The sequence below is a fragment of the Mycobacterium sp. E2462 genome, from assembly GCF_001672685.1.
GTDB lineage: Bacteria > Actinomycetota > Actinomycetes > Mycobacteriales > Mycobacteriaceae > Mycobacterium.
Map to the genome: position 1 here is coordinate 1 of NZ_LZKC01000019.1, position 13,295 is coordinate 13,295.

At 70.4% G+C, this 13,295-nt stretch carries 11 protein-coding genes and 1 pseudogene; 3 read left to right on the forward strand and 9 right to left on the reverse strand.

All coding sequences use genetic code 11. The annotated features are described in order from the left end of the window. Positions 1 to 86: 86 nt before the first annotated feature. The 4 genes from A5714_RS01260 to A5714_RS01275 all read right to left on the reverse strand — a co-directional run bounded on the left by A5714_RS01260 (position 87) and on the right by A5714_RS01275 (position 3,531). Positions 87 to 1,115: an Rv2578c family radical SAM protein gene (locus A5714_RS01260; RefSeq protein ID WP_068281944.1), complete on the reverse strand. Its 1,029-nt coding sequence runs from the start codon at positions 1,113 to 1,115 to the stop codon at positions 87 to 89. Between the two features lie 48 nt (positions 1,116 to 1,163). Then, positions 1,164 to 1,451 (reverse strand): hypothetical protein, encoded by a 288-nt coding sequence (locus A5714_RS01265; RefSeq protein WP_068071586.1) that lies wholly within the window; start codon positions 1,449 to 1,451, stop codon positions 1,164 to 1,166. A 137-nt stretch (positions 1,452 to 1,588) separates the two neighbouring features. Then, positions 1,589 to 2,860: a histidine--tRNA ligase gene (gene hisS, locus A5714_RS01270; protein WP_068281946.1), complete on the reverse strand. Its 1,272-nt coding sequence runs from the start codon at positions 2,858 to 2,860 to the stop codon at positions 1,589 to 1,591. Then, positions 2,857 to 3,531: an MBL fold metallo-hydrolase gene (locus A5714_RS01275; protein ID WP_068281948.1), complete on the reverse strand. Its 675-nt coding sequence runs from the start codon at positions 3,529 to 3,531 to the stop codon at positions 2,857 to 2,859. Before A5714_RS01275 ends, hisS begins: the two co-directional genes overlap by 4 nt. 107 nt (positions 3,532 to 3,638) lie before the next feature. On the opposite strand from A5714_RS01275, the gene A5714_RS01280 reads away from it, so the two are divergent. The 3 genes from A5714_RS01280 (at position 3,639) to A5714_RS01290 (ending at position 6,832) form a co-directional block, all read left to right on the forward strand. Then, positions 3,639 to 4,538 (forward strand): peptidylprolyl isomerase, encoded by a 900-nt coding sequence (locus A5714_RS01280; protein ID WP_068071582.1) that lies wholly within the window; start codon positions 3,639 to 3,641, stop codon positions 4,536 to 4,538. Between the two features lie 71 nt (positions 4,539 to 4,609). Next, entirely contained in the window at positions 4,610 to 6,409 is a 1,800-nt protein-coding gene (locus A5714_RS01285; protein ID WP_068281950.1) for a protein kinase, read from the forward strand. A 57-nt stretch (positions 6,410 to 6,466) separates the two neighbouring features. After that, positions 6,467 to 6,832 (forward strand): hypothetical protein, encoded by a 366-nt coding sequence (locus A5714_RS01290; RefSeq protein ID WP_068281952.1) that lies wholly within the window; start codon positions 6,467 to 6,469, stop codon positions 6,830 to 6,832. On the opposite strand, the gene A5714_RS01295 is transcribed toward A5714_RS01290, so the two are convergent. The 5 genes and pseudogenes from A5714_RS01295 to A5714_RS01315 form a co-directional block, all read right to left on the reverse strand. Further along, positions 6,808 to 9,186, reverse strand: a complete 2,379-nt coding sequence (locus A5714_RS01295; RefSeq protein ID WP_068071599.1) for a bifunctional (p)ppGpp synthetase/guanosine-3',5'-bis(diphosphate) 3'-pyrophosphohydrolase — start codon at positions 9,184 to 9,186, stop codon at positions 6,808 to 6,810. The two genes, A5714_RS01290 and A5714_RS01295, sit on opposite strands and share 25 nt — an antisense overlap. A gap of 43 nt (positions 9,187 to 9,229) precedes the next feature. Next, positions 9,230 to 9,769 (reverse strand): adenine phosphoribosyltransferase, encoded by a 540-nt coding sequence (locus A5714_RS01300; protein WP_156747117.1) that lies wholly within the window; start codon positions 9,767 to 9,769, stop codon positions 9,230 to 9,232. Next, positions 9,751 to 11,406: an ABC transporter substrate-binding protein gene (locus tag A5714_RS01305; protein ID WP_068281955.1), complete on the reverse strand. Its 1,656-nt coding sequence runs from the start codon at positions 11,404 to 11,406 to the stop codon at positions 9,751 to 9,753. The genes A5714_RS01300 and A5714_RS01305 overlap by 19 nt, the downstream gene beginning before the upstream one ends. Positions 11,407 to 11,411: 5 nt before the next feature. After that, the gene (gene secF, locus A5714_RS01310; protein WP_068281957.1) at positions 11,412 to 12,728 is read right to left on the reverse strand and encodes a protein translocase subunit SecF; all 1,317 of its coding nucleotides are present in this window, start codon (positions 12,726 to 12,728) and stop codon (positions 11,412 to 11,414) included. Between the two features lie 3 nt (positions 12,729 to 12,731). Then, positions 12,732 to 13,295, reverse strand: a pseudogene (locus A5714_RS01315) (MMPL family transporter); the annotation flags it as partial.

Below are 13,295 nucleotides of genomic sequence, written 5' to 3' on the forward strand. Positions count from 1 at the left end.
CTACGCGCTGCGCGGGCCGTTCGGCGAGGTGGCCGTGATCGACGAGGTGACCCTGACCAAGGCGCGCGGCGGCGGTGCCGGCTGACTCAAAACAGCGTCGCCTGAACGGGTTCGGCGGCCGCTGACACCGCCGCGGTGCGCGTGAAGGCCCGGTGGTCGCCGGCCAGCCGGTACTTGGCGATCAGCGGCGCCGCCCGGGCGCGCAGCGCCTGGCGGTAGTCCGGCGGCAGGTAGGCGCCGCGCCGGTACAGCTCGCGGTAGTGGCCGACGAGCTCGGGGTGCGAGCGCGCCAGCCACGCCATGAACCAGCCCCGCGTCGAGCCGCGCAGGTGTAGCCCGAAGACGGTGACGCTGGTGGCCCCGGCCGCCGCGATCTGCCCCAGCAGCGCGTCGAGATGCTCGACGGAATCGGTCAGGTGCGGCAGCACCGGCGCCACCATCACGTGGCAGTCGAGGCCGGCCTCGCGGATGGCCGCGATCAAGCCCAGACGCGCCTGCGGCGTGGGCGTGCCCGGCTCGACGGCGCGGTGCAGATCGGCGTCGCCGACCGCGAGCGACACCGCCACCGAGAGCGGGACCTGCTCGGCCGCCGCCGTCAGCAGCGGCAGGTCGCGCCGCAGCAGCGTGCCCTTGGTCAGGATCGACAGCGGGGTGCCGGATTCGGCCAGCGCCCCGATGATGCCCGGCATCAAGGCGTAGCGCCCCTCGGCCCGCTGGTAGGGGTCGGTGTTGGTGCCCAAGGCGACGGTGGCGCGCCGCCACGACGGGCGGCGCAGCTCCCGGCGCAGCACCTCGACGACGTTGGTCTTGACGACGATCTGGGTGTCGAAGTCATTGCCGACGTCGAGGTCCAGGTATTCGTGGGTGGGCCGGGCGAAGCAGTACCGGCAGGCGTGTGAGCAGCCCCGGTAGCCGTTGACGGTGTACTCGAACGGCAGGGCGGCGGCGTTGGGCACCTTGTTCAGCGCCGACTTGCACAACACCTCGTGAAAGGTGATGCCCTCGAACTGCGGGGAGCGCACGCTGCGCAGCAAACCGAGGCGGTGCAGGCCGGGCAGCGCGTCGTCCTCGACCGGCTTGCCGTTGACCGCGACGGCCTGGTTCGCCCAGCGCATACCCTCATTCGAACATCAGTTCGAGCGCCAGTCAAGCGCCTCAGTGCTTCAGTCGATGTGCGTCGGCGGGTCGGCGAAGGACAGGTCCGCCGGGGGCTGGCCGGGCCCCATCACGTCACAGTGCCCGTCCGGCACCAGGTAGGAGCTGGCGCCGTTGGGGACCAGCCGCGGCACCGCCACGCAGCGCTGCCAGGTGCCGTCCGGCTGGACGGGCCCGTCGCACTTGCTGAGCACCGGTCCCCCGTACTGACAGCCCGCGGCCGCGCGGGGCGCCGCGACCACCGGTCCCGCGGCCAGCAGCAGGCCGGCCATTCCCGCGACGACACAGCGCTTCATGTTGCCTCCCGGGCCCGACGCTACCGCCTCAGCCGTCGGTCCGGGGCCCTTTGCGGGCGAACCGGCGCGGGCAACCGAACCGCGGCGTCGGGCCCGTCGGGCGCTGCCCGCCGCGCTCCCGCACCTGCGTCCGCCGGCTAGCGACCGAATCGCGAAAGCACCTCGGCGACAACCGAATCCAACGAAACGGGCCGCTGCTCACCGGTGGCCAGGTCCTTGACGCCGATCGTGCCGGCTTCGATGTCGCGCTCGCCCAGCACCAGTGCGACGGCGGCGCCGGACCGGTCGGCGGCGCGCATGGCGCCCTTGAGCCCGCGGTCGCCGTAGGCCAGGTCGACGCGCAGCCCGGCGGCGCGCAGCTGACCGCCCAGCACCGCCAGGCGCAGCTTGGCGCCCTCGCTGAGCGGCACCCCGAACACGTCACAGCGCGCCGCAGATCCCACGGTCTTGCCCTCGGCGCGCAGCGCCAGCAGCGTGCGGTCGACGCCGAGCCCAAAACCGATGCCGGACAGGTCTTGTCCACCCAGCTGCCGCATCAGGCCGTCGTAGCGGCCCCCGCCGCCGATGCCGGACTGCGCGCCCAGGCCGTCGTGGACGAACTCGAACGTCGTCTTGGTGTAGTAGTCGAGCCCGCGGACCATGCGCGGGTTGATCACGTACGGCACGCCGAGCGCGTCCAGGTGCGCCAACACGGTGTCGAAGTGCTGCTTGGCGACGTCGGACAGGTGGTCCAGCAGCACCGGCGCGTCGGCGGTCATGGCGCGCACGTCCGGCCGCTTGTCGTCGAGGACCCGCAGCGGATTGATCTCGGCGCGCCGCCGCGTGTGCTCGTCGAGGTCCAGGCCGAAAAGGAAGTCCTGCAACAGTTCCCGGTACTGCGGGCGGCAGGTCTCGTCCCCCAGCGAGGTCAGTTCCAGACGGAACCCGTCGAGCCCCAGCGAGCGGAACCCGGCGTCGGCGACGGCAATCACCTCTGCGTCCAACGCGGGGTCGTCGACGCCGATCGCCTCGACGCCCACCTGCTGCAGCTGGCGGTAGCGCCCCGCCTGCGGGCGCTCGTAGCGGAAGAACGGTCCGGCGTAGCAGAGCTTGACCGGCAACGCGCCGCGGTCCAGGCCGTGCTCGATCACCGCGCGCACCACCCCGGCCGTCCCCTCCGGCCGCAGCGTCACCGAGCGGTCACCGCGGTCGGCGAAGGTGTACATCTCCTTGGACACCACGTCGGTCGATTCCCCGACGCCGCGCGCGAACAGGGCAGTGTCCTCGAAGATCGGCAGCTCGATGTCGCCATAGCCGGCCCGACGGGCGGCGCCGAGCAGCCCGTCGCGCACCGCCACGAACTGCGCCGAGTCGGGCGGGACGTAGTCGGGCACGCCCTTCGGTGCCGAGAACGCGGAGAACTCCGTCACGAGCTCAGGCCCTCGAGGAACGGGTTGAAGCGCCGCTCGGCGCCGATGGTGGTGGCGTTGCCGTGCCCGGGCAGCACCACGGTCGTGTCGTCGAGCACCAGCAGCTTGTCCACGATCGACGTCAACAGGTCGCGACCGCTGCCGCCGAACAGGTCGGTGCGCCCCACCGAACGCTCGAACAGGGTGTCACCGGTGAACGCGACGTCCGCCCCGTCCTTGCCCGCACCCAGCACGCGGAAGACGACCGAGCCGCGGGTGTGGCCGGGGGTGTGGTCGACGTTGACGCTGACCCCACCCAGATCCAGCTTGTCCCCGTCGCGGTCCAGCTCGACGACCTGCTTGGGTTCGCGGAAGAAGGCACCCGCCACCAGCTGCGCCACCCGCGGCCCGAGGCCGTGAATGGGGTCGTTGAGCATGAACCTGTCCTCGGGATGGATGAAGGTGGGGCAGCCGTAGGTGTCGGAGACCTTCTGCGCCGACCACATGTGGTCGATGTGCCCGTGGGTCAGCAGCACGGCGGCCGGGGTCAGCCGATTCTCGTCGAGGATGCGCCGCAACGGGCCCATCACCCGCTGCCCCGGATCCACGATGACGGTGTCCGCGCCCTGCCGCTCGGCCAGGACGTAGCAGTTGCACTGCAGCACCCCAGCGGGAAATCCGGTGATCAACACGGTTCCCAGTTTCCCACGGGGCCCACTTGACACGAGTCGCGGCGCCCACATTAGCCTGAGCTGGCCACCTCGAGCCCGACTCAATCGACCATGGAGGCATACCGGCCGTGCCGACCAACGAACAGCGACGCGCCAACGCCAAACGCAAGCTGGAGCGGCAGCTGGAGCGCCGCGCCAAGCAGGCGAAGCGACGCCGCATCTTCCTGATCGCCGCCGGATCGATCCTGGCGGTGGCGGTCATCGTCGCGGTCGCGCTCACCGTCGTCAACACCAAACACGAGCACAAGACCAGCAACGCCGCGCCCAGCAGCAGCACCAGCAGCAGCGCGCCGCCCAGCACGTCGGCCACGCCCGACCAGCCGGTCACCGCTGCGCCGATGCCGCCGTTCAAGCCGTCGGCCGAGCTGGGCGCCAACTGCCAGTACCCTGCCTCGCCGGAGCCCGCGGCCAAGCCCGTCAAGCCGCCGCGCACCGGCAAAGTGCCGACCGATCCCGCGCAGGTGAGCGCCAGCATGGCGACCAATCAGGGCCACATCGGGCTGCTGCTGGCCAACAACGAATCGCCTTGCACCGTCAACAGTTTCGCGAGCCTGATCGGGCAGAAGTACTTCGACAACACCAAGTGCCACCGGCTGACCACCTCCCCGGGGTTGGCGGTGCTGCAATGCGGTGACCCCAAGGGCGACGGCACCGGCGGCCCCGGCTACCAATTCGCCAACGAGTACCCCACCGACCAGTACCCGCCGAACGACCCGAAAGCCCAGGAGCCGGTGTTGTATCCGCGCGGCACCCTGGCCATGGCCAACGCCGGGCCGGGCACCAACGGCAGCCAGTTCTTCCTGGTGTACAAGGACTCTCAGCTGCCGCCGCAGTACACCGTCTTCGGCAAGATCCAGGACGACGGCCTGGCCACGCTGGACAAGATCGCCAAGGCCGGAGTCGCCGGCGGTGGCGAGGACGGGGCGCCGGCCACCGAGGTCACCATCACTTCGCTTCTGCTCGACTGAGTTCCGGCGCACCACGACGCCGATTGGCCGGAATCGCGCGCGGTCCCCGGTCCACGGCTTAAGGTCATCGGGTGGCATCGCAGTCTTTCGGGCACTATCAGCTGCTGGAAGTGTTGGGTCGCGGCGGCATGGGCGAGGTCTACCGGGCCTACGACGCCTCCACCGACCGGGTGGTCGCGCTGAAGGTCTTGCCGCCCAACATGGCCCAAGACCAGGAGTTTCAGCAGCGCTTCCGGCGTGAGGCGCGCATCGCGGCCAGCCTGAACGATCCCCACGTCGTCCCCATCCACAGTTACGGCGAGATCGACGGCCGGCTCTACGTCGACATGCGGCTGATCGAGGGCCGCGACCTGGTCGATTACATCGGCGAGAACGGCGGGCGGCTGAGCCCCGAACGCGCGGTCGCCGTGATCGAGCAGGTGGCCGCCGCCCTCGACAGCGCCCACGACGTCGGCCTGGTGCACCGCGACATCAAGCCGAAGAACATCCTCATCACCAAGGCCCGAGACTTCGTCTACCTGATCGACTTCGGCATCGCCCGCACGGTGGCCGACACCGCGCTGACGCAGACCGGGCACACCATGGGCACCGTGGCCTACATGGCGCCGGAACGGTTCCGCGGCCACACCGACCACCGCGCCGACGTCTACTCGCTCGCGTGCGTCCTGCACGAGTGCCTCACCGGAACCCGCCCGTTCCCGGGCGACAGCCTGGAGCAGCAACTGCACGCCCACCTCAACGCGCCGCCACCGCAACCCTCCAACAGCGTGCGCGGTGTCCCTGCCGCGCTGGACGCCGTGGTCGCGCGCGGCATGGCCAAGGACATCGACTACCGCTACCAGACCGCGATCGAACTCGCCGAGGCCGCCAGGGCGGCGTTGAACGGGTCCGCACCGGCGTGGAGCGCGCCCCCACCGGCCCCCGAACCGCGGGCCGCTCAACCACGTGCCGCCGCACCGCCGCCCGGCGGTGGGCTGCCACCACCGGCCGCCGCTGAGCCGACCGCAGCGCCCGACCCGCAGCCGCCCTACGCGCGCCCGACGCAGTCCCGGCGGCTGCTCATCGGCATCGTCGGGGCCTCGGGTCTGGCGTTGATCGCGGTGGCGGCGTTGGTCATCGCGCTGGTGACGCACAGCGACAGCGGCGCCAACAGCGCCGCGGCCAGCACGCCGAGCCGCGCCAAGGTGCCGGGCCGGCCCGGCGCCAGCCCCGGATCGGCGGCCCCGCAGACGGTGCCGCCCCTGCCGGCCTTCGCGCCGCCTGCCGACCTGGGGGCGAACTGCCAGTACCCGGCATCCTCCGACGGGTCTTTCAAGCCCGTCAACCCGCCGCCGTCGGGCCGGGTGCCGACCACGCCGCCGCAGATCCACGCCGTCCTGTCCACCAACTTCGGCGACGTCGGCGTCCAACTGGCCAACAACGAATCCCCTTGCGCTGTCAACAGTTTCACGAGCCTGGCGCGTCAGCAGTTCTTCGACAACACCGAGTGCGGGCGGCTGATGCTCCAGCCGGATGCCGGGATTCTGCTGTGTGGCGGGCCGGGCCCCGAGGGCAGCGGCGGCGCCGGCTACGAATTCGCCGACGAATACCCCACCAACCAATACGCCGCCGGCGACCCCGAACTCCGGCAGACCGTTATCTATCCCCGCGGCACCATCACCATGGCCAACAACGGACCGAACACCAACAGCAGCCAGTTCAACTTCGTCTTCCAGGACACGGAGATGGAGCCGACGGCGACCGTGCTCGGCTCCATCGACGACGCCGGCCTGGCGGTTCTCGACAAGATCGCTCAGGGCGGCATCGCCGGCAACCGCCAGCAGGGCATGCCCACCAAATCGGTGATGATCAACTCGGTGAAGATCGGCTAAACCCGCCAGACCCGGGTACCCGACCTGTTCTGCCAACCCCGAGGACAGGAAGGTGTCATGGCGACTAACAGCGCCCTGGAGATACGAGTCGGAGCGCCGGACAACGTGCTGGAAGTCCAGGTGGGCGCCCTGCAGGTGGACGTGCCCCGCTCGATCGGGTTCTACGGCAGCCTCGCGGCGGCGGCCGGGCTCGGCCTGATTGAGCCGCCCCTGGCGCTGTTCATCGCCGGCGTTCCGCTTTACACGATGCTCACGCACACCGCGCTACCGCGGGCGGTGCGGGCCGTCGGCGAGGTGCTCGAGGGCGCCGCCCGGCCGGTGCGCCGCGACGTGGTGAAGGTGGCCGACCGATGCGAATCCGACACCTTGGTCTACGCCTTGCCGGCGCGCGGCCGCCGTCAGGCCGCCGAGGTCACCCGGTAGACGTCGAAGACGCCCTCGACGTTGCGCACCACGTTGAGCAGGTGGCCGAGGTGCTTGGGATCGCCCATCTCGAAGGTGAACCGGCTGACCGCCACCCGGTCACCGGAGGTGGTCACCGACGCCGAGAGGATGTTCACCTTCTCGTCGGCCAGCACCCGGGTCACGTCGGACAGCAGGCGATGCCGGTCGAGCGCCTCGACCTGAATGGCCACCAAAAACACCGACGACGGTGACGGCGCCCAGCTCACCTCGATGATGCGTTCTGACTGTTGCTGCAGCGACGCGGCGTTGGTGCAGTCGGTGCGGTGCACGCTCACCCCGCCGCCGCGGGTGACGAATCCCATGATCTGGTCGCCGGGGACCGGCGTGCAGCATTTGGCCAGCTTGGTCAACACGCCCGGGGCCCCGGGGACCGACACCCCCACGTCGTCGCTGCTGCGGGGGCGGCGCAGCATGGTCGTCGGCGTGGACCGCTCGGCCAGGTCCTCTTCGGCCTGGTCGATGCCGCCGAGTTCGGCCAGCAGCCGCTGCACGACGTGGCGGGCGGAGACGTGCCCCTCACCGACCGCGGTGTAGAGCGCCGACACGTCGGAGTAGTGCAGCTCGCGCGCCACCGAGGCCAACGTCTCACCATTGACCAAACGCTGCAAGGGAAGTCCGCCGCGGCGCACCTCGCGGGCCATCGCCTCCTTGCCGGACTCGAGCGCCTCTTCGCGGCGCTCCTTGGCGAACCACTGCCGGATCTTGGCCTTGGCCCGCGGCGACACCACGAACTGCTGCCAATCCCGCGACGGCCCGGCGTTGGCGGCCTTGGAGGTGAAAACCTCGACGACTTCCCCGTTTTCGAGCTTGCGCTCCAGCGCCACCAACCGGCCGTTCACCCGGGCGCCGATGCAGCGGTGCCCGACCTCGGTGTGCACCGCGTAGGCGAAGTCGACGGGCGTCGACCCGTTGGGCAGTGTGATGACGTCGCCCTTTGGCGTGAACACGAAAATCTCTTGCACCGCAAGGTCGTAACGCAGCGACTCGAGGAACTCGCCCGGATCCGCCGCCTCCCGCTGCCAGTCCAGCAGCTGGCGCATCCAGGCCATGTCGTCGATCTCGGCGGCGGCGTGCGGGTGCGGAACACCGTTGCGGCCCTTGGCTTCTTTGTATCGCCAGTGCGCGGCGATGCCGTACTCGGCGGTGCGGTGCATGTCGCGGGTGCGGATCTGCACCTCCAGCGGCTTGCCCTCGGGACCAACCACGGTGGTGTGCAGCGACTGGTACACGCCGTAGCGGGGCTGGGCGATGTAGTCCTTGAAACGGCCCGCCATCGGTTGCCACAGCGAGTGCACCACGCCCACGGCGGCGTAGCAGTCCCGGATCTCGTCGCAGAGGATGCGGATGCCCACCAGGTCGTGAATGTCGTCGAAGTCGCGGCCCTTGACGATCATCTTCTGATAGATCGACCAGTAATGCTTGGGCCGCCCCTCCACGGTCGCCTTGATCTTCGACGCGGACAACGTGCTGACGATCTCGGCCCGCACCTTGGCCAGGTAGGTGTCCCGCGACGGGGCGCGCCCGGCAACCAGGCGGACGATCTCCTCGTACTTTTTGGGGTGCAGGATCGCGAACGACAGGTCTTCCAGCTCCCACTTGACGCTGGCCATTCCCAGCCGATGAGCAAGTGGGGCAATGACTTCCAGCGTCTCGCGGGCCTTGCGCGCCTGCTTCTCCGGCGGCAGGAACCGCATCGTGCGCATGTTGTGCAGCCGGTCGGCGACCTTGATCACCAACACCCTGGGGTCGCGGGCCATGGCGGTGATCATCTTGCGGATGGTCTCGCCCTCGGCGGCGCTGCCCAGCACCACCCGGTCCAGCTTGGTGACGCCGTCGACGAGGTGTCCCACCTCGTCGCCGAACTCCTCGCTCAGCGCCTCGAGCGTGTAACCGGTGTCCTCCACCGTGTCGTGCAGCAGGGCGGCCACCAACGTCGTGGTGTCCATACCCAATTCGGCCAGGATGGTGGCCACGGCCAGCGGGTGGGTGATGTAGGGGTCGCCCGAGTGCCGCAGCTGCGTGGCATGCCGCTGATCGGCGACCTCGAACGCGCGCTGCAGCAGCGACAGGTTCGCCTTCGGGTAGATCTCCCGGTGCACCGCCACCAGCGGCTCGAGGACCGGGTTCAGCGCGCTGCGCTGGGCCGTCATCCGGCGGGCCAGCCGGGCCCGCACCCGGCGCGACGCGCTGCTGGACGTCTTGAGGCTCTCGGTGGGCGGCTCGACGGGCTCGGCCGGCGGGCTGGGCTGCTCGGCAACCGGCGGCTCCGCAGGCGTCTTGAGCGCCTGCGCGGTGCTCGGATCGTCCGCCACGTTGGTCACCTCCGCTCTCGAGGATATCGCGTGATGTACCAGGCTAGGCCCGGCTCAGGCTGTGCACGGGCAACGGCGCGACAGCGGCCCGCCCGCCCAGCGCGGCGAGCTCCAGCACCACCGCCGCCGCGGTGACCCGGGCCCCGGTCCGGTCCAGCAGCCGGGCCGCCGCGGCCAGGGTGCCGCCGGTGGCCAGCACGTCGTCGACGATCACCACGTCGCGCCCGCGCAGGGCGATGCCGTCGGCGGGCACCTCCAGCGTGGCGCTGCCGTACTCCAGGTCGTAAGACTCGGTGTGCACCGGCGGCGGCAGCTTCCCGCCCTTGCGGATGGCCAGCACGCCCGTGCGCAGCCGGTCGGCGACCGCGGCCGCCACCAGGAAGCCGCGGGCGTCGACGCCGGCCACCAGGTCGGCGCCGGCGACGACGTCGGCCAGGGCGTCGACGACGGCGGTCAGGCCATCCCGGTCGGCGAACACCGGGGTGAGGTCCTTGAACTGGACGCCCGGTTTCGGGAAGTCGGGCACCTTGCGGGTCAGCGCCTCGATGACGTCGGCCACGGCGGTCATTGGATGAGCGCCCATCGGTCCATGTTCCAGCCCGCGCCCCAGCGGGTCGGGTTCTTGCTCACGGCGTACATCTTCTTCGAGACCAGCAGCGTGCGCTGCTGGCGATAGAGCGGCAGGGTGGGCATGTCACCCCACAGGATGGGGGCGCCGTCGCCCAGCAGCCGGACCCGATCGGAGGGGTCGGCGGAGACGGCCAGCGCGCCGATGATGTTGTCGATCTGCGGGTTGGCATACCCGGACAGGTTGTTGCCGTTGCCGCTGTGCAGGTCGTAGGCGTCCATGGCCGACGACCCGGTCGAGCCGCTGCCGGTGGCGCCGCCGGTGCTGGCGAGCAGCGCGTCGATCTTGCCGTCGCGCAGCGCCTGCGGGCCCGACGAGTCCAGAGCGATGCCGGACACCGTTATGCCCGCGCCCGCACAGGATTTCGTGATGACCCCGACATTCACGGCGAGCCGGGCGTTGGGCCCCTGATAGCCGATCCGCACCGCCAGCGGCGCCCCGCCGAGCGCGTCGCGGGCGGCGGCGGGATCGGCCTTGCTGAACGGCGCGGCCTCGGCGGCGCCGTCGGCCGCGGTGACGGCGTCGTCGTTGGCCGGGAGCAGCCGCGAGTTGGCGATCGGCACCCCCGCGTCTTTGGCCAGCTGGTCGCGGGGCGCGCACTGGGCGAAGGCGCGCCGGGCCTTGGCCTGCGACAGCGGCCCCTGCGGCGCGAAGATCAGCTGCTCGACGCCCGCCGACGGCGAATCGGTGCGGTCGAAGTTCTCCGGGGTGGTCAACGTTCCCGAGGACCCGGCGGCGACGTCGACGACGTCGACGCTGCCGTTGTTGATGCGGTCCTGGATGTCGGGCGCCTGCGTCCAGACGGTGATCCGCTTGGTGATCGCCTTGGGACCCCACCACCGGTCGTTGGCGACCAGCACCACGGCGCCGCCGTCGAGCACCCGCTCGATCTTGTACGGCCCGGCCGACGGGAACCGTTTGAGGTCGATCCCGGGCTTGAGGTCCCACGCCGTGTTCCACAGCTTGGCGATCTGCTGGATCAGGGGCCCGTTGTTGCTGAGCAGGGCGGCGGTCACGTCGACGTTGAGGATGTCGGCGATGACGTGCGACGGCAGCAGCGAGGTGGCGGTGAACAGCTGGTTGTAGTCCACGATGGTGCGATCCGGGGCGAATGACACCCGGGCCTTCTTCTGGCCGGGCATGCACTCGACGTTGGCGATGTCGAGGTATCCGGCCCGGCTGGCGGCGTCGAACTCCGGGAACCGCCCGGATTGGGCGGCCCAGGTCAGGACCAGATCGTCGCAGGTCACCGGCTTGCCGTCGGAGTACACGGCGTTGTCGGCGATCTGGTAGTCGAGCACCAGCGGCGAGCCGCTGACCACCGAAACGGAGCCGAAGTCGCGGTCGGCGACGATCTGGCCGTCCGGGCCGTGATAGCTGAAGCCGGTGAGCGTGCGGGCGAAGGCCTGCGCGCCGGCGGAGGCGGCGCCGGCGACCGTGTTGGCGTTGTAGGTGGACAGGGGGCCGTCGACCACGTAGTCGATCTCCGAGGCGGCGCTACCCGAGCACGCGCTCACGGTGAACGCGACGGCCAACGCGACCGCCAGCCCGGCGCCCAGCCACCCCGCGATGCTGCGCCAAGCGGTGGCCATCCCGCCTACCGCCGGCCGACGTTGCGCTTACCGGTGGGCCGCCGGGTCGCCGTCGGCCGCACGGGACGCGCCCCGGGCGCCGGCTTGCTCGGCGCGGCCTCGCCCGCCTTCCCGGCGGAGGCGGCGGTGACCGCCTTCCCGGACTTGCCCGTGGCCTTGGTGTCAGTCGCGTCGTCGGTGGCGGCCTCGTCGTCGGCGTCGTCGGCGGCAGCGTCGGCACCCTCGGCCGCCTTCCCGGTGGCCGCCGTGCCGGAACCGCGGCGCCGCAGCACGCGGCGCGTGTGGGTGCGCACCAGCTCGGTGCGCTCGCGCATGGTGACCAGCAGCGGGGTGGCGAAGAAGATCGACGAGTAGGTGCCGATCAGGATGCCGATCAGCTGCACCAGCGCCAGGTCCTTCAGCGTGCCGACGCCCAGCAGCCACACCGCCACCACCATCAGCGCCAGCACCGGCAGCACGCCGATCAGGCTCGTGTTGATGGACCGCATGAACGTCTGATTGATCGCCAGGTTCGCCTGTTCGGCGAAGGTGCGCCGGGTGGTGTGCTGGAAGCCGTGGGTGTTCTCCTCGACCTTGTCGAAGACGATGACCGTGTCGTAGAGGGAGAATCCGAGGATGGTCAGCAGGCCGATGACGGTGGCGGGCGTGACCTCGAAACCCACCAGCGAATACACGCCGGCGGTCACGGTCAGGTCGAAGAACATGGCGGCGATCGCCGCGAGCGTCATGTAGCGCTCGTAGCGGATGGTGATGTACAGGCCGACCAGGGCCAGGAACACCACCAGGGCGATCAGCGCCTTCTTGGTGATCTGGTCACCCCAGGTCTCCGACACCGCCGAGTCGCTGATAGCGGCCTTGCTGGGCTTGCCATCGGGCCCCTTGGGCGCGAACGCGTCGAAGAGGGCGTTGCGCAGCTTGGTCGACTGCTCGTTGGTCAGCGTTTCGGAGCGGATCTGCACGGTCGCCGCGTCGCCGCTGCCGACGATCACCACCGACTCCGGGTCCTTGCCGAGCGCCTTCTTGAAGACCTCCTGGACCTGCGAGGTGTGCACCGCGCCCTTGGCGGCGGGCATCGAGACCGTGGTGCCGCCGTTGAAGTCGATGCCGAACGTGAAGCCCCGCACCAGGATGCTGACGATCGCGACGGCGACGATGGCGCCGCTGACGCCGAACCACAGCCGGCGCCGCCCGACCACCTCGAAGGCGCCGGTGCCGGTGTAGAGCCGCGACAGGAAGCTGTGCCGCGGCAGGTCGGCCTGCCGCACCGCGTCGTCGGCGGTCGTGTCGAGGTCGGTCGCGTCGTTGGAAGCCTTGGCGGTCATGCGCTATCCCCGTCCCGTCTTGACGTGCGCCGAAGCCCGGCGTTCGCGGGCCACCTGCTGCACGGCGCCCAGGCCGTTATAGGCGGGCTTGCCCAGCGTCGGGGACTTCGACGCCAGGTACACCAGCGGCCAGGTCACCAGGAACACCACCACCAGGTCCAGGATGGTGGTCAGGCCCAGCGTGAAGGCGAAACCCTTGACCTGGCCGATCGCCAGGAAGTAGAGCACCGCGGCGGCCAGGAAGGTGACCGCGTTCCCCGAGACGATGGTCTTGCGGGCCCGCACCCAACCGCGCGGCACCGCCGACCGGAACGAACGGCCCTCGCGGATCTCATCTTTGATGCGTTCGAAGAACACGACGAACGAGTCGGCGGTGGTGCCGATGCCGATGATCAGACCGGCGATGCCAGCCAGATCCAGGGTGTAGTTGATGTAGCGGCCCAACAGCACCAGGATCGCGAAAATCATTGCCCCCGAAGCGCTCAGCGATAGCGCGGTGAGCACCCCCAGCGCCCGGTAGTAGAGCAGCGAATACAGCAGCACCAGCACCAGCCCGATGGCCCCCGC

Coding starts and splice junctions, on each gene's coding strand:
- A5714_RS01305 (WP_068281955.1), bottom strand. CDS start 11,406: ATGGCCACCGCTTGGCGCAGCATCGCGGGGTGGCTGGGCGCCGGGCTG.
- A5714_RS01265 (WP_068071586.1), bottom strand. CDS start 1,451: ATGAAGCGCTGTGTCGTCGCGGGAATGGCCGGCCTGCTGCTGGCCGCG.
- A5714_RS01290 (WP_068281952.1), top strand. CDS start 6,467: ATGGCGACTAACAGCGCCCTGGAGATACGAGTCGGAGCGCCGGACAAC.
- A5714_RS01260 (WP_068281944.1), bottom strand. CDS start 1,115: ATGCGCTGGGCGAACCAGGCCGTCGCGGTCAACGGCAAGCCGGTCGAG.
- secF (WP_068281957.1), bottom strand. CDS start 12,728: ATGACCGCCAAGGCTTCCAACGACGCGACCGACCTCGACACGACCGCC.
- A5714_RS01300 (WP_156747117.1), bottom strand. CDS start 9,769: ATGGGCGCTCATCCAATGACCGCCGTGGCCGACGTCATCGAGGCGCTG.